General features: G+C 65.3%; 22 protein-coding genes and 1 pseudogene. 14 read left to right on the forward strand and 9 right to left on the reverse strand.

The genetic code is table 11. From position 1 onward, the window contains the following. Positions 1 to 804: an SDR family NAD(P)-dependent oxidoreductase gene (locus MAA44156_RS12470; RefSeq protein ID WP_009976097.1), complete on the forward strand. Its 804-nt coding sequence runs from the start codon at positions 1 to 3 to the stop codon at positions 802 to 804. A gap of 7 nt (positions 805 to 811) precedes the next feature. Here MAA44156_RS12470 and MAA44156_RS12475 read toward each other — a convergent pair whose 3' ends face one another. The 3 genes from MAA44156_RS12475 to MAA44156_RS12485 are packed head-to-tail and all read right to left on the reverse strand — an operon-like array spanning position 812 to position 4,160. Next, complete coding sequence (locus MAA44156_RS12475; RefSeq protein ID WP_014384313.1) at positions 812 to 1,807, reverse strand: hypothetical protein; 996 nt, start codon at positions 1,805 to 1,807, stop codon at positions 812 to 814. A 34-nt stretch (positions 1,808 to 1,841) separates the two neighbouring features. Next, on the reverse strand, positions 1,842 to 2,906 hold the full coding sequence (locus tag MAA44156_RS12480; RefSeq protein ID WP_031351582.1) for an NAD(P)H-dependent amine dehydrogenase family protein: 1,065 nt from the start codon (positions 2,904 to 2,906) through the stop codon (positions 1,842 to 1,844). 15 nt (positions 2,907 to 2,921) lie between these two features. Beyond that, positions 2,922 to 4,160 (reverse strand): cytochrome P450, encoded by a 1,239-nt coding sequence (locus MAA44156_RS12485; RefSeq protein ID WP_009976092.1) that lies wholly within the window; start codon positions 4,158 to 4,160, stop codon positions 2,922 to 2,924. Positions 4,161 to 4,291: 131 nt separating this feature from the next. Between MAA44156_RS12485 and MAA44156_RS12490 the strand changes: the two genes are divergently transcribed. Next, positions 4,292 to 5,350, forward strand: a complete 1,059-nt coding sequence (locus tag MAA44156_RS12490; RefSeq protein WP_014379726.1) for an NAD(P)H-dependent amine dehydrogenase family protein — start codon at positions 4,292 to 4,294, stop codon at positions 5,348 to 5,350. Here the strand turns inward: MAA44156_RS12490 and MAA44156_RS12495 are convergent. After that, positions 5,342 to 6,484, reverse strand: a complete 1,143-nt coding sequence (locus MAA44156_RS12495; RefSeq protein ID WP_009976088.1) for an ABC transporter substrate-binding protein — start codon at positions 6,482 to 6,484, stop codon at positions 5,342 to 5,344. The two genes, MAA44156_RS12490 and MAA44156_RS12495, sit on opposite strands and share 9 nt — an antisense overlap. A 145-nt stretch (positions 6,485 to 6,629) precedes the next feature. Here MAA44156_RS12495 and MAA44156_RS12500 point away from each other — a divergent pair, with 145 nt between their 5' ends. From MAA44156_RS12500 to MAA44156_RS12520, 5 genes and pseudogenes are all read left to right on the forward strand, one after another. Beyond that, positions 6,630 to 7,754, forward strand: coding sequence for an NAD(P)H-dependent amine dehydrogenase family protein (locus MAA44156_RS12500; protein ID WP_009976085.1), 1,125 nt, complete (start codon positions 6,630 to 6,632; stop codon positions 7,752 to 7,754). 55 nt (positions 7,755 to 7,809) lie between these two features. Beyond that, entirely contained in the window at positions 7,810 to 8,442 is a 633-nt protein-coding gene (locus MAA44156_RS12505) for a TetR/AcrR family transcriptional regulator (protein WP_009976084.1), read from the forward strand. Positions 8,443 to 8,560: 118 nt separating this feature from the next. Further along, positions 8,561 to 9,841, forward strand: coding sequence for an amidohydrolase family protein (locus tag MAA44156_RS12510; protein ID WP_009976083.1), 1,281 nt, complete (start codon positions 8,561 to 8,563; stop codon positions 9,839 to 9,841). After that, positions 9,834 to 10,629: pseudogene (locus MAA44156_RS12515) on the forward strand (SDR family oxidoreductase). Before MAA44156_RS12510 ends, MAA44156_RS12515 begins: the two are co-directional and overlap by 8 nt. A gap of 22 nt (positions 10,630 to 10,651) precedes the next feature. Beyond that, positions 10,652 to 11,815 (forward strand): NDMA-dependent alcohol dehydrogenase, encoded by a 1,164-nt coding sequence (locus tag MAA44156_RS12520; RefSeq protein ID WP_009976079.1) that lies wholly within the window; start codon positions 10,652 to 10,654, stop codon positions 11,813 to 11,815. Between the two features lie 10 nt (positions 11,816 to 11,825). On the opposite strand, the gene MAA44156_RS12525 is transcribed toward MAA44156_RS12520, so the two are convergent. Both MAA44156_RS12525 and MAA44156_RS12530 read right to left on the reverse strand, forming a co-directional pair. Then, positions 11,826 to 13,445, reverse strand: coding sequence for a thiolase C-terminal domain-containing protein (locus tag MAA44156_RS12525; protein WP_029248437.1), 1,620 nt, complete (start codon positions 13,443 to 13,445; stop codon positions 11,826 to 11,828). Then, positions 13,442 to 13,687, reverse strand: coding sequence for a hypothetical protein (locus MAA44156_RS12530; RefSeq protein ID WP_009976077.1), 246 nt, complete (start codon positions 13,685 to 13,687; stop codon positions 13,442 to 13,444). The genes MAA44156_RS12525 and MAA44156_RS12530 overlap by 4 nt, the downstream gene beginning before the upstream one ends. 7 nt (positions 13,688 to 13,694) lie before the next feature. Here MAA44156_RS12530 and MAA44156_RS12535 point away from each other — a divergent pair, with 7 nt between their 5' ends. The 6 genes from MAA44156_RS12535 (at position 13,695) to MAA44156_RS12560 (ending at position 19,392) form a co-directional block, all read left to right on the forward strand. Next, complete coding sequence (locus MAA44156_RS12535; RefSeq protein WP_009976076.1) at positions 13,695 to 13,958, forward strand: hypothetical protein; 264 nt, start codon at positions 13,695 to 13,697, stop codon at positions 13,956 to 13,958. A gap of 194 nt (positions 13,959 to 14,152) precedes the next feature. Then, positions 14,153 to 15,157, forward strand: a complete 1,005-nt coding sequence (locus tag MAA44156_RS12540) for an alpha/beta hydrolase (RefSeq protein WP_156649247.1) — start codon at positions 14,153 to 14,155, stop codon at positions 15,155 to 15,157. Between the two features lies 1 nt (position 15,158). Continuing rightward, positions 15,159 to 16,007, forward strand: coding sequence for an SDR family NAD(P)-dependent oxidoreductase (locus MAA44156_RS12545; RefSeq protein ID WP_023879869.1), 849 nt, complete (start codon positions 15,159 to 15,161; stop codon positions 16,005 to 16,007). A gap of 24 nt (positions 16,008 to 16,031) precedes the next feature. Continuing rightward, positions 16,032 to 16,952, forward strand: a complete 921-nt coding sequence (locus tag MAA44156_RS12550) for a hypothetical protein (RefSeq protein ID WP_009976070.1) — start codon at positions 16,032 to 16,034, stop codon at positions 16,950 to 16,952. After that, positions 16,949 to 18,451, forward strand: a complete 1,503-nt coding sequence (locus MAA44156_RS12555; RefSeq protein WP_003878366.1) for a flavin-containing monooxygenase — start codon at positions 16,949 to 16,951, stop codon at positions 18,449 to 18,451. The genes MAA44156_RS12550 and MAA44156_RS12555 overlap by 4 nt, the downstream gene beginning before the upstream one ends. 14 nt (positions 18,452 to 18,465) lie before the next feature. After that, positions 18,466 to 19,392: a MerR family transcriptional regulator gene (locus MAA44156_RS12560; RefSeq protein ID WP_003878367.1), complete on the forward strand. Its 927-nt coding sequence runs from the start codon at positions 18,466 to 18,468 to the stop codon at positions 19,390 to 19,392. 332 nt (positions 19,393 to 19,724) lie between these two features. Here MAA44156_RS12560 and MAA44156_RS12565 read toward each other — a convergent pair whose 3' ends face one another. Continuing rightward, positions 19,725 to 20,741 carry an acyl-ACP desaturase gene (locus MAA44156_RS12565; protein WP_011724336.1) on the reverse strand — a complete coding sequence of 339 codons (1,017 nt, stop codon included), beginning with the start codon at positions 20,739 to 20,741 and terminating at the stop codon, positions 19,725 to 19,727. Positions 20,742 to 20,901: 160 nt separating this feature from the next. After that, the gene (locus tag MAA44156_RS12570; RefSeq protein WP_011724335.1) at positions 20,902 to 22,254 is read right to left on the reverse strand and encodes a salicylate synthase; all 1,353 of its coding nucleotides are present in this window, start codon (positions 22,252 to 22,254) and stop codon (positions 20,902 to 20,904) included. A 490-nt stretch (positions 22,255 to 22,744) separates the two neighbouring features. Between MAA44156_RS12570 and MAA44156_RS12575 the strand changes: the two genes are divergently transcribed. Next, a complete protein-coding gene (locus MAA44156_RS12575; protein WP_009976063.1) occupies positions 22,745 to 23,986 on the forward strand; it encodes a sodium-dependent bicarbonate transport family permease in 1,242 nt (413 codons plus the stop codon). A 6-nt stretch (positions 23,987 to 23,992) separates the two neighbouring features. Here the strand turns inward: MAA44156_RS12575 and hemW are convergent, their stop codons facing one another. After that, entirely contained in the window at positions 23,993 to 25,165 is a 1,173-nt protein-coding gene (gene hemW / locus MAA44156_RS12580) for a radical SAM family heme chaperone HemW (RefSeq protein ID WP_009976062.1), read from the reverse strand. Positions 25,166 to 25,323 lie beyond the last annotated feature (158 nt).

Here is a 25,323-nt window from a genome sequence, read left to right on the forward strand (position 1 = left end):
ATGGACCTGGGTTTCGCCGGCGCCACCGCGGTTGTCACCGGAGGCAGCAAGGGAATGGGGCTGGCGATCGCCGAGGGGCTCGGCGCCGAGGGCGCTTCCGTGGCGATCATGGCGCGCGGCCAGGCCGCCTTGGACTCGGCTGCGAGGCAAATCCGCAGTGCGGGAGCTCCCGAAGTGCTGACGATCAGCGTCGACATGTCCGACACCGAATCCATCGCATCGGCGTTCGCGTCCGTTGGTCATGCCTGGGACAGCCTGAACGTCCTGGTGCACACCGTCGGACCGAACGCCGGCGCATTCGAGGATCTCGATGACGACGACTGGCACGCCGCGTTCGAACTGGGAACGCTCTCCGCTGTGCGCTCGGTGCGGGCCGCACTGCCGATGTTGCGAGCCGCCGAGTGGGCCCGCATCGTCACCCTCTCGGCGCACTCGATCCAGCGCCAGAGCCCGCGCCTGGTGGCTTACACGGCCACCAAATCAGCCCTGTCCAGTTTCACCAAGAACCTGTCTAAAAGCCTTGGCGCCGAGGGTATCCTGGTCAACTGCGTCTGTCCCGGAACCATTGTGACTGCTAGTTTCACCGAGACGCTGAGGGAAGTGCTTGCCGCAGGGGGGCTGGACTCATCGGATCCCAAGCATGTGATGACATGGGTCGAGCGGACGTACGGCCATCCCTGCGACGTCGGTCGTGCCGGTTTGCCCGAAGAGGTCGCATCCGTCACCGCCTATCTGGCGTCACGACGAAACGGCTACGTGACGGGGGCCACCGTCAACGTCGACGGCGGGTCCGACTTCATCTGATCCGTGGTCAGCCGAGTCCGCGCGCCAGCGCGAACACGGCGGTGGCCGCGTCGAGAAGTTCCGGTGTCAGCATGTTTCCGGCGTACTCGACCCAGCACCAGCTTCGCGCCGGCCGCGCACCCGACGAGATTGCGGTCACGGAACCGAAGACGTGCAGCGGGCTACCGCTGGATTCGAAGGTGAAGGTGTAAGAATCGGCGCCGATGGTCGCCTCGAGCGCGGACATCCTTCCGGCCTGGTTGAAAGTCGGCTTCGCAACGATATCCGTATGCACCGTGGTGACACCGTCTTTCAGCTGATAGCCCGGCCCGAAAGCCACGCCGTCGCGCCCCTGCCAGAAGCTGCCGCCGCCCAACTGCCCATCGTCGAACTCATGCAGCCAAGACACCCACATGCCTTGCAGGTGACGGGCGATCGGGAGTTCGGTGTACACCTTTTTCGGCGGACCGTACGCGAAGTCCTGGTGTGCGTAGCCGGACACCTCGACACCGTCGACCCTGCCGGTGGCGTACATCAGCTCATGGCGGTAATAGACATCGTCGTCGATGCCGCCCTGGGCGGGCACGTGGGTGAGGACGATGTCGCTGACCGTACGACCGTGGATCTCCCATCGATTGCTGGCGTCATACCAGTGAAACTCGTTGGCGTCGCGTTCGATTCGCCCGCTCGGATACGATAGCCGCACCGCCTTACCATCGTCGACGTACTGCAGCGGCTCGAACCAGTCGAGCGTCGAGTACTCCGGATAGAGGTGGGGCGCCTCGGCGCCAAGGTCTTTCGGAAGCGAGCGAAAGCCGCAGACCGGAGACACGACGTGGGTCATTCCGGTGAGGAAGTCGTCGCATCCCCGCACCCCCCAGTAGTTCTGACCGGATGCGTCGGCGACGACTGCGCCGAGCCAGATTCCCGACAGTCCCATGCCGGGACTCGGGACCCATTCGCGCCGGTAATGGGTCAGGGACGGTGCCTCGCGAAGGACCTGGAAATCAATCGATTTGAGCACTCAACTCTCCTCGCATAGTTGTAGGTGTGGGCGCCTACGTCGCGGGCACGACGCCGCGCTCAGTCCAGTGCGCGACGAACGGGGTGATCGTCGACAAGTCGTAGAGCCCCGGCTCAGCCGCGATCACGGCGGGGATGGCGTTGATGGCGTGCATGGCGGTGGCCAGACAGCCCTGCTCGGCATGATCCTCCCCGTGGGAGCCGATCACGAGTTGAAAAGTCATGTTGGGCTTGCCCTCGAAGGTCACCGCATAACCGATCTCCGTCGGCCAGTCGGGGGCCAGGTCGTCGGCCATCCTGGTGAGGTGTTCGACGGCGAGGGTGGTCTCGCCGCAGTCGACCACCACTCCGAAGCGCATGGCGCCCACGGTTCCTGCCGGAATCTCCCCGGCGGCCACCGTCAGCGCCCTCGGCGTCGTCACGACCTCGCGGAACCCCTCGACGGACCGGATATGGAGTCCGAGCGCCTGCGCAAGGACCGTCGCGCTGCCGATCCATGCGCTCGCGGCATAGTCGGTGTTGGTCAGCAACGGGGCGGGATCATCCGGCGCATGACCGAAGCCCATCGCATTGAAGATCAGGTCGTGGCTGGCATAGGTCGAGTAGTTCAGCACCTCCCGCACACTGATCCGGTTGGTGCGCTCGGTCAGCCGGGACAGGATCGGCGCGAGCGACTCACCGACGAAGCCCGGATACAGGCCTAGCCCCAGAAACGACGAACCGCCGGTGCGGCAAGCTTTTTCGATGGCGTCGGCCAGCGATTCGTGCAGTGAGCGGGGATGAACAAACCGACTGCCGGTGGCTACGACATTTTTGCCCGACGCCAAGAGATCACAGACATCGGCGAAGCAGCCCGGCGTGTCGGTCTCGACTTTTCCCATGTAGAGCACCACGTCGGCATCGGTTCCGATGATGGTGTCGCGATCGGCGGTCGTCAACACTCCCGCTTCGGGGACCCCGCACAGCGCGCCCGCGTCGACCCCGGCTTTGCCCGCGTCGTAGACCCGCACGCCGACCAGTTCCAGGTCCGGCCGGCTCAAGACGTGACGCAAGGACATCGTTCCGGTCACCCCGGTGGCCCACTGGATCACGCGAGTCATGTCAGGCGGCTTCCTCTAGTCCCATACCACGTCGAGGCGCGACGGTGATCGAAACATGGTGCCGGTCACGTAGGGCGGCGGGGCGTCGGGGTCCAGCCGCAGCCCCGGGAGTTCGTCGAGCAAGGCGTCGAAGATCTTGGTGCTCTCCAACCGCGCCAGGTGCATTCCCAGGCACACGTGCGCGCCATGACCGAACCCGATGTGCGGCTTGCGCTCCCGGAAAATGTCGAAGGACTCGGCGTCCTCCCATCGCGTCTCGTCATGGTTGGCACTGCCGAGGTTGACCATCATCGTCGAACCCTTCGGGATATGGAGCCCGAAAAAGTCGATGTCGGCAGTGACCTCTCGGATGAAGTTGAGCAGCGGCGTCTCCCACCGGATGCCCTCCTCGATCGCCTGCGGCAACAGGCTGCGATCGGCGCGCAGCGCATCGAGCTGGTCGGTGTGGGTCAACAGACCCAGCGCGAGGCTGGCCGTCGAGCGCGACGTGGTCTCTGCTCCCGCGGGCAAGAGATTGCGCATGAATCCGTAGATTTGTTCATCGGACATTTTGACGCCGTCGATCTCGGCCCGAGACAGGATGGTCACCATGTCGTCCTTCGGCGACTTGCGCCGGTCGGCGAGGACTCCGACGAAATACTCCTTCATCTGAGCCGAGGCCTTCATCGCCGTTTCCATGTCGGCACGAAAGCCCAGCAGGTCGATGGCCAGCCGGTGAAACTCGCCGACATCGGATTCGGGCAAGCCGAGCAGGGCGGCGATGATCCGGACCGGGATCGGCATGAACACCGCATTGACCACGTCGGCGCGCTTGTTGTCGCGGAACTTCGCGATCGTGCGGTCCACTAGGGGCCCAACGAGTTCGGTGTCCCAGCGTTTCATCGAGGACCTGGCGAACGCGAATTCGTGCAATCTGCGATACGTCGCGTGTTCGGGTTCCTGCATTTCCAGGATCGTCGGGCCTTGCAGCGGTCGCACCATGTCCTCGTAGATCCGGGTGCTGAACGTGATGTTGTCGGTGAAGACGGCCTTGACCGCGTCGAACGAGTACGCCGTGAATGTCTTCGTGCCGTCCGGTCCGTCCTCGGGGACGCCCATCTCCGGCCAGCCGGGGTGAACGGCCGCCTTCCGCCGCAACTCGCGCAGCAGCGGGTAGGGGGTCGCGGCGCCGTCGGCGCCCATTCCGGCGTTGAACTTCTCCTGCGCATCACGGATGCGCTGCTCGATGTCGCCAGCAACCGCAGGCTCCGTCACGTGCCCACCTCCCGTACGACCGTTCAACCTACACCTTGTCGGTTGTAAACCTACATCATGTAGGTTGAACCAACCAGAACTCGGGGAAGTCCGAAAGAGCAACCTGGAGCGTTCGATTGGTTATTCGAGTCGTGCAATGGGCGACCGGCGCCGTCGGCCGGGCCGCACTGCAGGAGCTTATTGAAAACCCGCGTTATCAGTTAGTGGGCGTGCTCGTGTACGACCCGGCGAAGGCCGGCCTCGACGCGGGTGTGCTCTGCGGGCGGCCACCGACGACGGGTGTGATCGCCACGACGGACAAGGACGAGATCATCGCCCTGGGCGCCGATGTCGTCGTGCACGCGGCCAGCAAGGCCCACGCCGTCGAGACGAACGCTGCGGACATCTGCCGCCTGCTCGCGGCGGGTAGCACCGTCATCACCACCACGTCGTACAACCACCTACCCACCTACGGCGAAGAGACCGAGGCAATGTTCGCCAGGGCGTGCCGAGCGGGCGGGTCACGCTTTCACGCGGCGGGTGAGAACCCCGGTTTCATGTTCGAGCGGCTCGTCGCGACGGTGACGGGGCTGAGTAAGTCCATCGACCGCATCGACCTCTACGAGGCCACCGACGTCTCCGCCGTGGACAGTCGGCCGATGCTCGTCGACCTGATGGGCATGGGCAGACCGCCGGAAGACGTCAGCATTGACTCCCCGATCATCAAGAAGCTCGACATGGCCTACCGCCAGGCCCTCAATGCGACGGCCGACGTCCTCGGGATCACCCTGTCCCACATCGACGTGGCGGTCGACGCCACCACACTGCCCCACGACATCGACGTCCTGGCCGGCACGATCGAGGCGGGAACGGTTGTCGGGCAGCGATTCTCGTGGGTCGGCCACTGGTCGGGACGCCCGTTGCTGGCCATTCACGAGGAGTGGGTGCTCACCCGCGACCTTCCACAATGGGGCATGGCTCCATTGGCGCCCGGCGAAAAGGCGCCGCTGATCCGCGCGGTCATCAAAGGTGAGCCCAGCTTTGAACTCCAGCTCGACGTGGCATTCGACGGCGCGCCATCGACGGGCCAGCACGCCATGCCAGGTCACCTGATGATCGCGATGAGCGCGGTTCGCGCCATACCGTACGTGCTGGCCCGGCCACCCGGTGTCGTGACAGCACCGGTGTTCGGCGCGATCCAACTAGCCTGAGGCACCACCGACCGCGCGGGCGATGTGGTCGCTGGGCGCCGCATGGAAAACGTGCGCGCTGCCGTCGGGCAAAACCCTTCGGGCCACGAGATAATCGGAACCCATCCACCCCTGTCGGATGAACCGGCCGAATCGCAGGAACGTTCCCGGCGCGCCGCTGGCCGACGGGACGAGCTTCACCTGCTCCATCCCGTTCTTCACACCCTCCCCGGTCAACGGCCGTGCCGCGGCGAGACCACGCACGATCACGGTGGCCGCGTCGTGCGACAGGCCCGGCATCGAGTGTCCGGGCCGGCGACCGTATCGCGCCTCGAAGCGGTCGAGGAAGGCCTGTCCGACCGTGTTGCGCTCGTCGTAGCTGTCCAGGCCGATCCATCCGGATAGGTGCCGCCTCCACTCCGCGCTGATGTGTGCCATTTCGAACGCCGTCGTCGTGTATCGCGGCGGATCCCAGCCCGCGGCGCGCAGCGCATCCGTGAAGCCCCACAGCCCGTGCCCGAACCCGACGTGCACCAGCGCGTCGGGTTCCGCCGCACGCAACGCAGTGACCGTCTCGGACTTGTCGGCTTCGACCTGGGGAATCGCCACGGTCGCAACGACCTTCAAACCCGCGGCGTCGTAGGCTCTCTCGGCGAAGGCGAGGTACTCCTTACCGATGAGCGATGCCTCGTAGGCAATGGCGATGCGCGATCGACCGTCGCCGATCATCACCGCGGCCAGCATCACCGGCTCCTCGGGCATCGAGCCGTTGTTCAGTGCGAAGCACCAGTCGCCGAGCGCTCCCTCCGATCCCGACAGAGTGACGATCGGAACCCGCGCGGTGGCCTCGACGTGGGAACGCAGCGGCACCACGTTATCCGACACCCACGGCCCGAAGATCGCCAGGCAACCCTCCGCGACGAGCTCGTCGAAGGCCCGCTCGACCACTTGGTAGGTCCCGTTGGGCAGGCCCACCACATTGCGGGTGACGAGTTCGATCGGCCGGTCGATCAGTCCCGAGGAAAGGGCTTCATCCATCACCAGCCGCAGCGCGGCGACGCTGTCGTTGTCGGTGTCGCCGGACGTCGGATAGTCGTTGAGCAAGCCGACTTTCAGGGGAGCGACCGAACCGTATGCGCGAACCTCGTCTGCCATAGCGGCAACATACAGTATGGAGGTTGAGGCCCACCGCGCCACCGCAAACTCGCACCCGCCGAAAATGGTGGTTTACGAAAAGTGCAAAGCGAACTTTCGGCATGTTAGTTTTTCCGAGCGGGGGATCACATCCGGAGGAGACGGAATGACGCTCACATCGACGCAGGAGTCCCACGCGCCGTCAATCCAGAAGAAGTACCGCGTGATCCAGTGGGGCATGGGTAATGTCGGCACGATCGCACTGCGCCACTTCGCACACAACCCTCTCTACGAAGTGGTCGGAGTGCTTTGTAATCGCCCGGAGAAGGTCGGTAGGGACGCCGGTGAACTCGTCGGGGTAGGACCGATCGGGGTACACGCAACCACCGATAAGGCCACCTTGGAGACACTCGACGCCGATTGCGTGTTCTACGCGCCGCTCTGGTCGGACGTCGACGAGATCTGCCGACTGCTCCGCGGAGGAAAGAGCGTCGTTGCCTCGGGTGGTGCGTGGTGGCATCGGACCGAAACCAACACCGCGGACATCGACAAGATCGAAGCGGCGTGCCAAGAAGGCGGTACTTCGTTCCACGGAGGTGGCATCCACCCCGGCTACGCCGCGGACCTTCTCGTTCTGACGCTAGCCCGGATCGTCGGCAAGACCGACCACATCCACATCTACGAGGCGGTGAACTTCAATAAGGACACCCTGAAGTACTTGGACGAGATGGGGTTCGGAAAAACCCCGGTCGAATTTGCGAAGGGAAATCTCTTCCAAGACGCGTGGTCGTTGTTCGCACAGTCGCTGACGATGGTTGTCGAAGGGCTGGGTAAAACCGTGGAGAAGTTCACGACAGACGTGCAGCTCGGCACGGCCACCCGCGATATCCCGTACGAGGGATCCCCGGACATGGACATGCCCGGCCTCAAAGGTGTGATCAAGACGGGCACCGTCGCGTCCCAGCATCATCTCTGGACGGCGTGGGTGGACGGCAGGCCATTCATCACGCTGCACGAGCTCTACTCGTTTGTTGAACACGACGCCATCGAGCCGAAACCTGATTGGGAGCCCTACTACCACTACCGCGTGGTGATTGACGGCGACCCGGGAACCGAGCTGATCCTGCGGGGCAGCGAAGATGCACGAGACCACGCGAAGCCCGGCTATATCGGCTACGCCTGGACCGCGATGGAACCAGTGAACGCCATCCCCGCCATCTGTGATGGCCCGCCGGGTTTCAAGTCCCACGCCGACCTTGGGCTCATGACTGTTCGCGGGATCGTGCGCTGATAACACCTGGGCACGCCCCTCAACATGCAGACTGAATGTTGCTACGATCATCGGCATGGCGCAGCGCGGTGGTGCGGACGATGATCGGCGTGCCCGTGGCGAGCAGACTCGCCGCGACCTGATCGAGGCGGGCCGGGAACTGTTCGTGGAGCACGGATTCTTCAACACGAGCATCGGTGACCTCGTGGCGAAGTCGGGCGTCGGCACGCGCGGTGCCTTCTACCACCACTTCAAGGACAAGGCCGAGCTGTTTCGGGCCGTGTTCGAAGACGTTGAGAACGACCTTACGCTGCGGTCCATCGCCACTCCCCCGCCCGGCACGGACCCGTGGGAACGGCTCACGAGCGGTCTGCACGGATTTCTCGAAGCCGCAACGGAGCCCGCCGTGCAGAGGGTGATACTCGTCGACGGTCCGGTGGTGCTGGGCTGGCAGACCCTGCGCGAAATCCAGGAGGGCAACAGCATCGCCCTCATCAACGAGTTGGTCCGCGAGGCGATCGCAGAGGGCATCATCGACGACCAGCCCGTCGGGGAGCTGACGCACATGCTCGTCGCGGCGCTCGAGGAGGCTTCACGTCTGGTCGCGCATGCCGCAAATCCCGCCAGGGCACGCCGCCGAGCCGCCAAGGTCCTCGACCGGCTGTTGCTCTCGTTCGCCGTAGCGCCCCGAAAAATATTGCGGCGGTAGCGTTTCTGGATTTGCTCATGGTCAAAGGCTACCGTTCTGAAAATGTACATTTCCGTAATTGAATATAGTTCCTCTACAACCTGATAGTCTCGCTCTCAACCTCTGCACAAGGAGTCCCATGCAGCCCGAAGAGATGATCCTGGTGAGCGTCGACGACCATCTGGTGGAACCACCGAACCTGTTCGAGGGCAGGGTTGTGAACACGTACGCCGACGAGACGCCCCGGGTGATCCGGCAGTCCGACGGCTCGGAGGTCTGGACGTTCAACGGCGCGATCATCCCCAACATCGGCCTCAACGCCGTGGCGGGCCGCCCGCGCGAGGAGTACGGCATCGAACCCACTGCCTTCGACGAGATGCGCCCGGGGTGCTACGACATCCACGAGCGAATCAAGGACATGGACGCGGGCGGTGTGCTCGCGTCCATGTGCTTCCCGTCCTTTCCCGGCTTCGCGGGCCGGCTGTTCGCCACCCACCCCGATAAGGACCTCGCGCTCGCCGTCACCCAGGCGTACAACGATTGGCACATCGACGAGTGGTGTGGGTCGTATCCCGGACGCTTCCTGCCCATGGGATTACCCGTACTTTGGGATCCGGAGTTGTGCGCCAAGGAGATCCGTCGCAATGCCGAGAAGGGTTGTCACTCAGTGACCTTCACCGAGAACCCCGCCACCCTCGGCTTCCCGAGCTTCCACGACGACTATTGGGATCCGATGTGGCGGGCGCTGTCGGACACCAACACGGTGCTCTCGGTCCACCTGGGCTCGTCGGGCAAGATCACGATGACCGCCGACAACGCGCCCATCGACGTGATGATCACGCTGCAGCCGATGAATGTCTGCTCGGCGGCCGCAGACCTGTTGTGGTCGCGAGTCATCAAGCAATTCCCCGACGTACGGTTCGCGCTCTCGGAGGGCGGCACCGGGTGGATCCCGTATTTCGTCGACCGCCTCGACCGCACGTACGAAATGCATCACCTGTGGACGGGCCAGGACTTCGGCGACAGACTGCCCAGTGAGGTCTTCCGGGAGCGCTTCCTGACCTGCTTCATCGCCGATCCGATCGGGGTCAAGCTGCGCCACGACGTCGGCATCGACAACATCGCCTGGGAGTGCGACTACCCGCATTCCGACTCGTCGTGGCCCGCGGCGGCCGAGGAACTCGCCCTCGTCATGGCTGGGCTGCCCGACGACGAGATCAACAAGATCACCTACGAGAATGCGTGTCGGTGGTATTCGTTCGACCCGTTCGAACACCGCACCCGAGAGCAGTGCACGGTGGGCGCCCTGCGTGCCGGTGCCGGTGACCACGACGTCGAGATCCGCAGCTTCGACCACGGTCGGTTCGAACGCACCGTGGGCTCGACCCTCGGCTCCGTGAGTGCCAAGCTCGATGTCTGACAACGGAAATCAACCGATGCGGGTCGCCGTCGTCGGCGCCTCCGCGGGCCTCGGCCGATGCATCGGCACCGGGCTCGCCCAACGCGGTGCGCACGTCGCGCTACTGGCGCGTCGATACGACCGGCTGGTCGAGGCCGCCAAGGATGCCGGCAACGGCGCGGTCGCCATCGCGTGCGACGTCACCGTCACCGACAGCTGCAAAAAGGCGATCTCCGAGGTTGTCGGCGCGCTCGGCGGTCTTGACGCCTTGGTGTACACGACCGGCATGGGTGTGTTGGCTCCACTGCGCGAGGTGACCGCGGAACAATGGGCACAGTTGTTCGCGACCAATGTCACCGGCGCCGCGCTCGTCACCGCGGCCGCCGCCCCGCATTTGGCGGCGACGGCCGGCTCTGCCGTATACCTGTCCTCACTGAGTGCGTCCTACACGACGCCGTGGCCGCTGCTCGGGGCCTACTCGGTTACCAAGAGCGCCTTAGACAAGCTCGTTGAGGCCTGGCGTATCGAACATCCGGAGATCGGCTTCACCCGTCTCGCCGTGGGCGACAGCCTCGGCGGCGCCGGCGACGCGCAGACCGAGTTCAACAAAAGCTGGGACCCCGACGCTCTGGAAGCGGCCATCAGGTACTGGATGGAGAACAAGTACATGGTGGGGGGGCCTCGTTGACGCGGAACACCTGACCGAGGTCGTCCATTCCGTGATCCACTGCGGCAACAGCAGTTTCATCCCTTACCTGACACTGGCCCCGCGCGCCTCCGACGCGGTGAAGGAACTCCGCCAATGGTGAAACCCCTAACGAAAGAGACGCAATGAAGTCCAAAGCAGCGGTGTTGCGCGGTGTCGGTGTGGATTGGGAAGTCACCGAAGTGGAGCTCGATCCGCCGCACGCGGGCGAAGTGCTGGTCAAGATGGCCTATGCGGGCATCTGTCACTCCGACGAACACTTCTATACCGGCGACAGTGTGCCGACAGCGGAGATGGAAGAGATGATGCGGGCGTCTGGCCTTCCGGTGCCCGAATGGTTCCCCATGCTCGGAGGACACGAGGGCTCCGGTGTGGTCGAAGCGGTCGGGCCCGGGGTGACATCACTGAAGCCCGGTGACCATGTGGCCATTTCGTTTCTGCCCGCCTGCGGCAATTGCCGATGGTGCGCCAGTGGCTACACCTACCTGTGCGACGTGGGCGCCGACATCTACAGCAAGGCGATGACCACCGACGGCACCCGCCGTCGCCACCTCGGCGGCGAAGACCTCATGGCGATGATGCAGGTCGGCACCTTCTCCGAATACGTGGTGGCCTCCGAGCGCTCGCTCGTCAAAGTCCACGACTGGATCCCCCTAGAGGCCGCCTCGCTGGTGTCCTGCGGGGTGACAACAGGATTCGGGTCGGGATCGGTCGCGGCGGGTACCCAAGCCGGCGATACCGTCGTCGTGGTCGGTGTCGGCGGAATCGGCATGAACGCCGTGCAGGGCGCGAAAGTCGCCGGCGCCAAGCACATCGTCGCCGTGGACCCCAACGAGTTCAAACGCGAGATCGCGCCGACGTTCGGGGCCACCCACGCCGCTGCCGACATCGGTGCCGCGCTGGAACTGGTCAAGGAGATCACCTGGGGGGTGATGGCCGACCGGGTCGTTCTCACGCCCGGGGTCGTTCCGGCGGACATGATAATGACGGCGATGATGTTGTTGCGCAAGGGCGGAACCTGCGTGCTGACCGGGATGCCGAAGATCACCGACCTGATGGTGCCGATCGTCCTCACTGACATGGTCAGTTCGTGCAAGACGTTCAAGGGGGTGCTCTACGGCGAGATGAACCCCCGCGAGGCCATGCCGAAACTATTGGCGATGTATGAGGCGGGGCTGATCAAGCTCGATGAGCTGGTCACGCAGAAGTACAAGCTCGATGACATCAACGAGGCCATGAAAGACCTGCGCGCGGGCAAGAACATCCGGGGCGTCATCGCCTTCGAATAGCGTCGCGACGTCACGTCGCGCGGTGCAACAGCATGACGCCGGATGGAACTCCCCCACCGGTACTGACGACGGCGGTGCGTGCGTCTTTGACTTGGCGGTTACCGGCCTGGTGGCGCAATTGCAGCACCGCTTCGTAGAGGAAGCCGAATCCGTGCAGGCGTCCCTCGGACAGCTGGCCGCCGTGCGTGTTCAGTGGAAGCTCGCCGTCCAGCGCAATGCGCCGGCCGCCATCCAGCCATCCCTGGGCCTCGCCGAAGCCGCAGAAACCCAAGGCCTCGAGCCACGACACGCAGTTGAACGTAAAGCCGTCGTACAGCAGGGCAAGGTCGACGTCCTCGGGCCGCAGATCAGTTCTGCTCCACAAATGCGCGGCCTGGCCGATGACCTGGGGCTCGTGAGTGAGCGTCCCCTGATCCCACGAGATACGTTCGGCCACTTGCGTTCCGACGGCCTCACAGCGTATGGCCGGTCGCGGCAGATCACCGCCGATCGACGCGTTGGAGGCCACGACCGCGATCGAACCGTCGCAGGGAACGTCGCAGTCGTAGAGGCCGAACGGTGACGTGATGGGCCGCGCGGCGAGGTAGTCGTCCATGGTCATCGGTTCGCGGTAGATGGCCGACGGGTTGAGCGCGGCATTGCGCCGCGCGTTCACGGCGATCATGCCGAAGAGTTCCCGATTCGCACCGTATCGATGCAGATACTGGTTGGCATTCACACCGATCCAATTGGCCGCCGAGGCGGCGCCAAACGGCAACGACCATTGCTGGGGCCCCGATACCCGTCCGCCGCCCCCGTGTAGTCGAAGCGCGGCATACGTCGATTCCCACACCGTCCGAAAGCACAGGACGTGTCGGCAAAGGCCCGCGGCCACCGCCATCATCGCGGCTATGATCGCGCCACCCTGGCCGGGTAGATCCATGCCGCCGTTGATCCACGTGGGATGTATGCGCAAAGCCTCCTCGACGGCAGCGATGCCGCCTTCGCTCATACCCATGCCCACGGGTCCCGGGTACGTCGAAAGACCGTCAATATCAGACAGTTCCAAACCGGCATCGGCAACCGCGGCAAGACATGCGTCCATCGTGAGCGACAACGGATCGACCATCAGCCGGCGGCCGGTGGCTGACCGGCCGATGCCCGATATCACGGATCGATGCTCAAACCGCTCCGTCGTTACCGGCTGACGCGGAACGGGAGAAGCGGGCGGCCCCAGCAGGTCCCGCTCATCGGTGCCACCCGTGGGTTCGAACAGCGGGATCCAGACGTCGTCAATGTTGTCGAATCGCACGGAGACGCGCTGGCCGACGTGCACCTCCTCGGGTGAGCAGCCGACGACGTTGGTCGTCAGGCGCACCTCGGCGCACTCGTCGAGTGCGACCACCGCGATGACGTAGGGCGGCTCGAATCCGGGAAGCCATGGATGCTCGTTGACCGTGTAGCCCACCACCGTCGCACGACCGGAAACCACGGCGGGTTCAGCCGATGTCGCCCGGCATGATGGACAGATCGGCACCGGAGGGTGCACGTACGTATCGCACTCGCTGCAGTGCTGGATGCGTAGATGGCCATCCTTGCCGGACGTCCAGAACCATTGATTCCACGGTGTGAGCTGCGGCAGCGGTCTCATGCCTTGCCCCCGGGCGCACGCCGGTCGCGAAGGCCGTCAGCTTCCGTGAGTTGCCGCCGCGCTATGGGAGGCATCCGCGCCGGGTAGCTGCGAATATATTCATTCTCATAATTGCAATTGCCCATTGTCGCCATAGTCTCACATCGGTCGGCCCAGCTACCGGCCGGCTGGCCGATGCGCATCAGTTCGAGGTTGTCGTCGTCCATGGTCAACGAATGATCAGCGACGACCGGCTCGAGCATCGGCCGGTTGCAGTGGGTATTGGTCGGGCTTAGTCGTGGCCTTGACCTGAACGTGGTGGACCGCAACATCATTCAATTCGATCGCGAAATCGACGATGTCGTCGTTCGCGTCATCGGTATCTTTGAGCATCGGTTCCACGACCAGACCCGCGCACGGAATCAACTCGGGGTGTTCGCGCAGGTGTCGCAGAAAATACTCGAGCGTCGCCAGGTACTGATATTTGAGGCCGTAAGCCGCAGCAGAACCTCCGCCCCAGTAGTCATGAGCTGACTTGTCTTACGGCCAGACGACGATCCACGGGTTCAGCCGTCTCACTCAAATGTCCAATTGGACATCAAGTGGACATTTCATTTGAGAATTGGAAACGGGATTTGAGAACCTACAGCTTTCGTAGGCGACCGGCTCGACACCCCACCGCGAATCTGCCATTGACGAATGTCACCATTTGGTATTGACTGCGTTGTATGACGGACGGTGTTCCGGCTCGCGGGTCGCTGCGATCCCGCGGGGCGGCAGCGGTAAGTGCCTACACCTTGCGGCCGATCACCAGCGTGATCCCGCCCGAGCGGGCATGGGGGCTATGGCTCTCGCGTCAGATCATCGCCAGGATCATGGGCACCTTTGGACCCTCGCTCGCGGGCACGCGCGTCGAACTGGTCGACACCAGGCTGCCCGACGGCCGCCGCGTCAAAGGGGAATGGGTCTACGGGCCGCGCACCCCCACCAGCGAAGCTGAGCGCTCATCGACAACCGCGGGAGCCATCTACTACGTGCACGGCAGCGGGTACGCCGTGTGTTCGCCAAAGACGCACCGCCGGTTGACATCCTGGCTTTCGTCCTTGACCGGCCTTCCGGTGTTCTGCATCGACTACCGACTCGCCCCAAAGCATCGCTTCCCCACCGCGGCCGACGATGTCCGCGCGGGCTGGGACTGGCTGGTCGACACGTGCGGCCTACTGCCCAAACACATTGTGATCGCCGGAGATTCGGCGGGCGGTCACCTGTCGGTCGACCTACTGCTGCAACCGGGGGTCGAACACCCCGCCGCCATGGTGTTGTTCTCCCCCCTCTATGACCTGACGTTCGAGCTGGCCAAGGCGCGAGAACGGATTCGCCCCGATCCGGCCACCCGGGCGGCCAACGCGATCCGGCTGGTGGGCCGCTACCACAGCGGCGTCGACCTCACCCATGAGCGGCTGACGCTCGACGTCGCCCGCGGTCCCGCGCTTCCGCCCACACTGATCCAGGCCGGCGGAGCCGAAATGCTGCAAGAGGACGCCCACCAACTCGCCGCCGACATCCGCACCGCCGGCGGCAGATGCGAACTACAGATCTGGCCGCACCAGGTGCACGTCTTTCAGGCGTTGCCGCGCATGACGCCCGAAGCCGCCAAGGCCATGGCCTATGTCGCGCGGTTCATCACCCACGCCCTGCAGGATGCCCGTGCCCTCACCCAGGAGGTGCACTGACATGTTGGACCGGCTGCTGCACCGATCGAAGACCAGCCGCGGCGCCCTGGCGGTGGTGACCGGCGCGGGAAGCGGCATCGGTGCGGCCTTCGCCCTCGAACTGGGCAAGCGCGGCGGCACCGTCGTGTGCAGCGATATCGACCAAGCCGCCGCCCAGCGGACGGCCGACGCGATCACCGAACACGGCGCGAAAGCCCTCGCAACCCGTTGTGATGTCTCGCAATTCGGCGACGTGCAGGCGCTGGCCGAGCAGTCGCAGTCCTGGTTCGGCGCCCCACCCACACTGGTGATCAACAACGCCGGTGTCGGCGCCGGCGGCGCGGCCATCGGTGATGCGCCACTGGACGATTGGCAGTGGACGCTCGGAATCAACCTGTGGGGTCCCATTCACGGCTGTCATGTGTTCACCCCGATCCTGCGCGACGCCGCGCAGTCGGCCGCGCCGCGGGGCATCATCAACGTGGCCTCGGCCGCGGCGTTCGGCGCGGCCCCCGGCATGGCGGCCTACAACGTCAGCAAGGCGGGCGTGCTGTCACTGTCCGAGACCCTGGCCGCCGAGCTGTCCGGCACGCCGGTGCGGGTCACCGTGCTGTGCCCGACGTTCGTCAAGACGAACATCCTCGAATCCGGGCGGATCAGCGAGGAATCCGGCGAACTGGCCGCAAAACTGATGCGCTGGACCGGGTTCTCCGCGGACAAAGTCGCCCGCATCTGCTTGGACGCGCACGACCGCGGCGACCTGTACTGCATGCCGCAGCTCGACGCACAAATCGGCTGGCACATCAAACGCCTTGCCCCGCAGGCCTATACGCGAGCGGCCGGCCTGGTGTCCCGAATCAACCTGCCCTGATCACCCGACGGAAAGGAGCCTCCGGTGGCCATCGACATGGAAGCCATGCTCGCCAAGATCAAGGATCGACAGTGGGCGCTCGCCGACATCGATTGGACCGCGCCCGGCGCCGACATGATCAGTGACGAACAGCGGCCACAGCTCAAGGCGTTCATGGCCGACCTGTGCTGGATCGAGAACATCGGCGCCAGGGGATTCGCGGCACTGGCGAAGAAGGCGCCCACCCCGACCATCGCCGAGATCTACCGCTACTTTCACGCCGAGGAGCAGCGGCACGCCAACGCCGAACTGGCGCTGATGAAACGCTGGGGCATGCTCACCGACGGTGAGATTCCCGAGCCGAACGTGAATATCCGGCTGGCGATCGACTGGTTGGACCGTTGGGCCGACGACATGCCGCTGTCGCTGCTGGGCACCGTCATCCCGATGCTCGAGGTGGCACTGGACGGCGCCCTGTTGAAATTTCTCCTCGACGAGGTGCACGACCCCATCTGCCATCAGGTCTTCGAGAAGATCAACAATGACGAATCCCGCCATCTCGTCGTCGATTTCGAAGTCCTCGACATGATCGGGCACGCCAAGGTCCGGCGGTTGCTGATCGACTTCGTCGGTCACCATGCCACTCCGGGCCTCATCATCGGTGCGATCACCGGCGCACCGCTGATCAACCGGATCCGCAACGAGATCACCGCCATGGGCATGGAGCCGGAGCGGCTCTACCGGGCGGTGAAACGATTCAAAGAGCTTGGCGATCGCGGCGAACGCACCACTCGGGTGCCGACCTATCGTTTCCTGAGGCGCTACGCCGGAGTGGTCACCAACCCACGCCACCCCTACCACCTGCTGGCGAATTCGATGGTGTGGCTTTCCGACCGGTATCCGCGGCTGCTGCTTCCGCCGGTGCCATCCTGGGTGGAAGAACTCACCCACGAGCCGGCGGCGTGAGCATGGCACGCGATCACGCCCACGCGGCGCTCATCATCGGAGCCGGCTTCACCGGTCTGGGTGCGGCGATCCGACTGGCCGAGGCCGGAGTCGACGACATCGTGATTCTGGAGCGCGCCGACCGGGTCGGCGGAACCTGGCGTGACACAACGTATCCCGGTGCCAGCTGCGACGTTCCCTCGCTGCTGTATTCCTACTCGTTCGTCAAGAACCCGACCTGGTCGCGAACCTACTCGCCGGCCCCCGAGATCTATCGCCACCTCGAGGACATGGCCGACCGGTTCGACATTCGCCGGCGCATCAGGTTCGGCCACGAGGTCAGCGGTTTGGCCTTCGACGAGGACGCCGGCGTGTGGACCGCCACCACCAAGAACCGCAAGAAGTTCCGCGCCCGTACCGTGGTGCTGGCGTCGGGTCCGCTGTCCGACGTCAGCTTCCCCGACATCCGTGGGCTGGACAGCTACCGCGGGCACAAGATCCACAGCGCGCGCTGGGACCACGACTACGACTTCGCGGGCAAGCGGGTCGCGGTCATCGGGACCGGCGCCAGCGCCATCCAGATCATCCCCGAACTGGTCAAGCAGGCCGGGTTCGTCAAGGTGTTTCAGCGCACCCCGTGCTGGGTGCTGCCGCGGCTGGACGTCGCCACCCCACCGGCTGTCCAGGCGTTGTTCGCGAAAGTTCCTGCCGCACAGGAACTTGCCCGCCAGGCGCTGTACTGGGGCCACGAAGCCAGCGCCACCGCGCTGGTGTGGGACACGCCGTTGACGTCGCTGGTCGCCCGGCTCGGAAAGGCGCATCTGCGCGCTCAGGTGAAGGATCCGTGGCTGCGCCGTCAGCTGACGCCGGACTTCCGGCCCGGCTGCAAGCGCATGCTGGTCTCGAGCGACTACTACCCGGCGCTGCAACGCGACAACTGCAAGCTCATCGACTGGCCGATCGCCACGTTGAGCCCGGCCGGCATTCGCACCAGTGACGGCATCGAGCACCACCTCGACTGCATCGTGTTCGCCACCGGCTACGACGTGCACCTGACCGGTCCGCCGTTTCCGGTCACCGGGCTGGGGGGCCGATCGCTGGCCGCCGAATGGGCCGGTGGCGCACAGGCTTACAAGAGCATCAACGTGCACGGCTACCCGAACCTGTTCGTGATGACCGGCCCCAACTCCGGGCCCGGGCACAACTCGCTGCTGGTCTACATCGAGGGCCAGCTGGACTACGCGGTCCGCGGCATCACCACCATTCTCAACGACGACCTGCGCTACCTCGATGTGCGCGAAGAGGTTCAACGCCGCCACAACGAGGCCATTCAACGCCGGCTCACCAAGACGACCTGGATGTCGGGGTGCCGAAGTTGGTACCTCACCAAGGACGGATTCAACGGGTCGATGTATCCCGGCTTCGCCACGCAGTATCTTCGCCAGATGAGCGATTTCCGGTACCAGGACTATCAGGCCGTGGCGCGGCGTGCCCGCACACCCGCCGCCTCCTCCGCCTGAGCCGGCGCACCGACATGGCAACCGAGCGCGCAACCTACCGTTCTTCCAGGCCGGAGCCGGGCACCATCGCCAGCGTGCTGCACAACGTGCGGCGGGCACCCAAGCGCGTCCGGCGCCAGTCGCGGGAATATCGCCAACTCATCGAGGGCGCGGTGTCGCAGCTTTTCGACGCGGCGGTCCGTCACCCGCACGGCGACCCCAACTCCGGTGAGTACCGGATCGACGACCTGGCCCGGCTGGCCGGCACCACCACCCGCAACATTCGCGTCTACCGTGACCGCGGGCTGCTGCCGCCGCCCCTGCGCGTCGGCCGGATCGCGCTGTTCAACGACACCCACCTGACCCGGCTGCGGCTGATCACGTCGATGCTCGACCGCGGCTACACCATCGCCCACGTCCGGGAAATGCTCAGCGCCTGGGAGCAAGGCAAGAACCTCGGTGACGTGCTGGGCCTGGAAACCGCCATCGTGGGCACCTGGACCACCGAGAAACCGGAGACCATGTCGCTGGCCGAGGCGCAGCGACTCGTCGGCGACCCCCGCGCGTTCGAGCGCCTGGTGGCGCTTCAGGTGATCCGCGTCGACGGGTCCCGGGCCACCCTGACCCGCCCGAAGCTGATCGAGGCGTTCAACGAAATACGCGGCTACGGCGTCGAATTCGACAAGCTCATCGACCTGCACGAGCAGATCGTCCCCGAGATCGACAAGATCAGCGACATGCTGGTGCGCGCGGGCGCCGAACACGTGCTCGATCGGATCAAGCCCGGCGAACCATTGCCGGCCGACGCCGAGATCGCCGAGCTGATCACCATGCTGGTGCGGTTCCGCACCCAAGCGGTCGCGACGGTCACCGCGACGCTCGCGTCGTCGATCGAAGCCAATATTGAGTCGTTGGTCAGCCGTATTCTGGCCGACTATCTCGAATCCAGCTCGTCGGCCTGAATACGGCTTCGCGCGCACCTCGGGTCGTGCGCGCGCAATCTAGACGTGGGTCAGCACTAAAAAGGAGTGCTGACCACAGTGCAGGTTAAGCACGTGTAGGTGCCCGTGCAGGCTGCGGCCGTGGGGTAAGTGAGGGCCAGCATTACGGCAAGAATGATTTTGGACTTACGGCCAGACACAAATACTCCATCCCGTTGAAGGTGGCACAGATGCTAAACGCGGCGCTGTCAGAAAACCGGAGAATGATGGATTTTCGCGGCAAACCCGCAGCAGGCGTGCAGGGTTGCGCGTGACATCGGCCCGGCGGCGACAATCATCGGCGAACACTCGGCTCAATGCCGGCTCAGCGTCAGCGTTCCTTTCGTTTGCAACACTTTGCTGGCGGTGATTTTCTCGGTCCTGCGTGCCTCACGTTCGAGGTAGCGCTGCTTGGATTCCTCGAATTTCTCCGACGCATCCTGCAGCTCCTTGACCAGCAGGCCGAGATCGTCGCGCATTCGGGCGGCCTCGCCGGTAAAGTCTTCGCGTTCGAAGATGCGCCATTTCTTGAGCACCGGCATGACCACCTCGTCGAGATGGATCCGTGGGTCATACACACCGCCGACGGCGATGATCACCGCCTTGCGCCGAAACTCCGGCACCGTGAATCCGGGCATCTTGAAATTGCGCAGAATCCGGTGCACCGACTTCATCGCTTGATTCGGTGCGATATCCAGGCCTGCGGCGCTGACGTCCCGGTAGAAGATCATGTGCAGGTTTTCGTCGTGCGACACCCTGGCCATCAACTGCTCGGCGATCGCGTCGTTGCACACTTTGCCGGTGTTGCGGTGCGAGACGCGGGTGGCCAATTCCTGGAATGAGACATACATGACCGAGTCGAACAGGCTCTCGGCGAACATGTCGCCCTGCTGATTCTGGCCGGGGCTGAAGCCCCGGGTCATTTGCTCGAGCCGCAGCAACTCCAATTCCACCGGGTCCACCGATCGAGTGACCACGAGGTAATCGCGCAGCGCGGTGCTGTGCCTGGCCTCCTCCGCGGTCCAGCGGTTCACCCACTGGCCCCACGGGCCGTCCATGCCGAAATTCATGGCGATTTCGCGGTGATACGACGGCAGATTGTCTTCGGTCAGCAGGTTTTGGACGATGGCCACCTGCGCGACGTCGGGCAGCCGGGTCTGGCCGGGCTCCCAATCCTGCCCGCCGCGGGTGTGGAAATTCTTGCCGTCCGACCAGGGCACGTAGTCGTGCGGGTTCCACTCCTTGAACTTCGCCAGGTGCCGGTTGAGCAGCCCCTCCACCACCGGCTCGAGTTCATGCAGCAGCTGCAGGTTAGTCAGGTCCTTGGGCACGGAACCCTCCCGGTTGTCCATCGCGGTCGGCAGCCCGCATGTATCTGTGTCATGCGGTTACATGAAGATGACACGCGGCGGAGGCGACCACCTAGGGCCGAAAGTCCCTTAGCGCCGAACCGTGACCCGGCACACGCCAGGCAGCGGCAGCCCCGGGAAGCTATTGGCGCGCAATGAGATACGGCGCGAGGGTGGACAGCTTCTCGCAGGTCTCCTCGAATTCGCGCTCGGGCGTCGACTCTTCGATGATGCCGGCGCCGGCCCGCAGCCAGGTCTTGCCGTCATGCTCGTAGGCCGCGCGCAACGTCAACGCCGCGTCCAGCGCGCCGTCGGCCGAAACCATCACCACCGCACCCGAATACAGCCCGCGTGGTCCCTCGTCGAGACGCAGGATCGCCTCCACTCCGCCCGCTTTCGGGATGCCCGAGGCGGTGACGGCGGGGAACAGCGCTTCCAGCGCGTCCATCCGGTCGTTGGACGTGCCCAGCCGCCCGCTGACCGTGGAGCCGAGATGCTGGACGCTGCCCCGTTCCCGGACCGTCATGAAGTCGGTGACCACGGCGGTGCCGGGCTCGGCGATCTCGGCCATCTCCTGCAGCGAGCTTCGCACCGAAATCGCGTGCTCGACAATCTCTTTGGAGTTCGACTCCAGGTCGTCACGGGCCTGGCGGTCGTGCAGGGCGCCGCGGCCGAACGCGCGGGTGCCCGCCAGCGGTTCGGTCACCACGACGCCGTCGTGACGCACGGCCGCAACCAGTTCCGGGCTGTAGCCCACCGCGCGAATCCCGCCAAGCCGCAGCAGAAACGACCGCACCGGGGTGTTGTGCCGACGGGCCAGCCGGTAGGTGGAGGGGAAGTCCAGCGCGAAAGGCACTTGGAGACAACGGGAAAGAATCACCTTGTGATAGCGGCCGGCAGCGATCTCCGCGACGGCCGAGGCCACCCGATCGCGATAGTTCGACGGGTCGGTGACGACGTCGACCGCCGAGGCGTCGCGCAGCCCCGGCACCCCGTCGCCGAGCACGCCCAGCACGTCGTCGCGCCGGCCGGTCGACGTCCCGAACAGCTGGATCGCCTCGCGGGTCACCACGACGCGTCCGTTCGGCCAGAACACCCGGGCCAGCGCGGTGCCCGGCGCCAGTCGCTGCTGCAGCCCGTAGCGATAGACGCCGAACTCGAAGGCGATCCAGCCGAAAAGCTGGTCGGTCTCCAGCAGCAGCCGATCGATGGCCTCACCGAGCACCGGCCCCGGCCGGCCCGACCAGTGTTGGCGCTGGGTCACGCCGTCGCGGATCACCCGCAGCTCGTCGCTGTCCAGCTCGATCATGGCGCGCACCCCGGTGGCCAGCACCCATTCACCGCCGCGCTCGTAGAGCAAATACTCTTCCCCGGCACGCTCGGAGAGCACCACGGCCAGCTCGGCGGCCAGGTCCGCCGGGTCGATGTGCACCGGAAGGGGAATCGACGGCGACTCAGAGCCGGCGGAAGTTGTCTCGACGCTGACCTCGGTCACGGTTAGTAAATGTAGCCTAACCTATGTAGCTTTGCGCAACCGATCTCGTCAGCCCGATTCCCGGAAGGGCGGTGATCGTCGTCGCAACGTTTTCCCGCCGTTTACGTGGCGGCCACACACGGTGCGCATCCGGCGGCCACACTCATCCCGGGGTGGTCACCGCCCGTCGGTTCGGAGCAGCCACCGGCCGTGGCCTACAGTCCGGACCTGGCTTCTATTGACTGCACAGTAAATCCACAGCACCTTCACACCAAATGCACGGCGGCGGCGAACCGGCCAATCCGCCCCGATTCCGCCCGGAAATCCGGCCCTGAGCAGCGCTTATGCCGCCCGAAAGGATTCCGTTAAATCTTCCTCACCCGCCGTGTCGTCGAGTGGCGAGGCCAGGGCGGCGGGGATAGGTTCGTCACGGTCGTCGGGACGTTTCGTGGCTGCTCGGCTCGCGGACGGTGCTTCCCCACGATCACGGCTCTGATCAACGGAGGCATCGATGCTGCAAGAGTTCTGGCACAACTTCACCCACAACCTCTTCAAGCCGCTACTGCTGTTCTTCTACTTCGGTTTCCTGATCCCGATTCTCAAGGTGCGGTTCGAATTCCCCTACGTGATCTATCAGGGGTTGACGATGTATCTGCTGCTGGCCATCGGCTGGCACGGCGGCGAGGAACTCGCCCAGGTCAGCGCGTCGAGCGTCGGGGCGATCGTGGGCTTCATGGTGCTCGGGTTCGTGCTGAACTGCGCCATCGGCGGGCTGGCCTACCTGGGGCTGAGCCGGCTGAAATCGCTGCGCAAGGTGGACCGCGCCACCATCGCCGGCTACTACGGGTCGGACTCGGCGGGCACCTTCGCCACCTGCGTGGCGGTCCTGGCGGCGGTGAACATCGCCTTCAACGCCTACATGCCGGTGATGCTGGCCGTGATGGAGATTCCCGGCTGCCTGGTGGCGCTGTACTTCGTGGCGCGACTGCGCCACCGGGGCATGGACTCCGCCGGGTACATGCCCGACGAGGCGGGCTACACGCCGCCGGTCCGGGTCGGGGTCGGTCCCGGCACCGCCGCGCGTCCGCCGCACGGCCAGAGCCTGCAGACCCAGGAGGAGGCGGCCATCGAGCAGGAGCTGGAACTGTCGCTGGAAAAGCTGGAGCATCCGGAGTGGCAGACCGACCCGGGCCCGCTGCGCGGCAAGGGCACAAGGGCGCCGATCTTCTCCCGGGAGCTGTTCCAGGAGGTCTTCCTCAACCCCGGCCTGGTCCTGCTGATGGGCGGCATCATCATCGGCCTGGTCAGCGGGCTGCAAGGCCAGAAGGTCGTCGCCGACGACGACAAGTTCTTCGTGATCGCCTTCCAGGGCGTGCTGTGTCTGTTCCTGCTCGAGATGGGGATGACGGCGTCGCGCAAGTTGAAGGACCTTCGCTCCGCCGGCTGGGGTTTCATCGTCTTCGGCCTGGTGGCCCCGAATGTCTTTGCGACACTGGGCATTTTCGTCGCCTGCAGCTACGCCTCGCTGACCCACACCGACTTCAAGACCGGGACCTACGTGCTGTTCGCGGTGCTTTGCGGTGCGGCGTCCTACATCGCCGTGCCCGCGGTGCAACGCCTGGCGATCCCCGAGGCGAGCCCGACGCTGCCGCTGGCCGCCTCGCTGGGCCTGACGTTCTCCTACAACGTCACGGTGGGGATCCCGCTCTACATCGAGATCGCCCGCCTCGTCGAGCGCTGGTACGGGGTCTGACCGGCGTCACCCCAACAGCGTGCGCACCACGCCGTCGGCCAGCAGCCGCCCGCGCGGCGTGAGCACCAGCCGGTCGCCGTCGCGCACCAACAACCCGTCGGCCACCACGCCCTGGACGCGTTCGCGTTCCGCGGGATTCAACAGATCCACCGGAAGCCCTTGGCGCAGGCGGATTTTCAGTAGCACGTCTTCGGTGTGCAAGGCCTCGGAGCCGAGCTGCTCGAATCCGGCCACCGGCAGCGCCGCGGCGTTGAGCCGTTCGGCATAGGCGTTGGGGTGCTTGACATTCCACCAGCGCGTCGTGCCGACGTAGCCGTGGGCACCGGGACCCGCGCCCCACCACTGACCGCCGTCCCAGTAGCCGAGGTTGTGCCGGCACTGCCCGCCCGGGCGCGACCAGTTGGAGACTTCGTACCAGGACAGACCCGCCTGCGACAGCCGCGCGTCGACCAATTCGTAACGGTGCGCCAGCACGTCGTCGTCGGGCGCCGCCAGCTCACCGCGGCGCACCCTCCGGGCCAGCGCCGTGCCTTCCTCGACCACCAGCGCATAGGCGGACACGTGGTCCACACCGGTTTCGATCGCGGTGTCGAGCGACCACAGCAGGTCCTCGTCGGACTCCCCCGGCGTCCCGTAGATGAGATCGAGGCTGACGTGCTCGAACCCGGCGGCCAGCGCCTCGCGGGCGGCGTCCGCCGACCGGTTCGGCGTGTGAATGCGGTCCAGCACACCCAGCACCCGCGGCGCCACCGACTGCATCCCCAGCGACACCCGGGTGTAACCGGCCGCCCGGATGGCGTCGAAGAACTCCGGCCACGTCGACTCGGGGTTGGCCTCGGTGGTGATCTCCGCGTCGGGCGCCAGGGCGAAGTGCTCGCGCACCATGTCCAGCAGCAGCGCCAGCCGCGCGCCCCCCAGCAGCGAGGGCGTCCCGCCCCCGACGAACACGGTGTTCACCGGTGGTGGCCGCAGCCGCGCGGCGGCCAGTTCCAGTTCCGTGCGCAGCGCCCCCAGCCACGCGTCGGGATTGACCCCGCCCAGCTCGGCGGGTGTGTAGGTGTTGAAATCGCAGTAGCCGCAACGGGTTACGCAAAACGGCACGTGCACATAGAGGCCGAACGGGCGCCCGTCGACCACCCGCACGTCGGGCAGCTCGACCGTTTGCTCGCGAATGGCCATGCCACATGATCCCACGGCGAACGGGCGGCCCGGGCGGTACGGCGAGCCCGCTGCGGCCCGGGTTTTAAATCACCGTGAGCCAAGATTTGACCTGCTCGCACGGCCCGTCGGCGTCCGTGGCACAATGGTTGGCGTGACTGTCGCCCAACCCAGCCCGC

Source organism: Mycobacterium avium subsp. avium (assembly GCF_009741445.1).
GTDB lineage: Bacteria > Actinomycetota > Actinomycetes > Mycobacteriales > Mycobacteriaceae > Mycobacterium > Mycobacterium avium.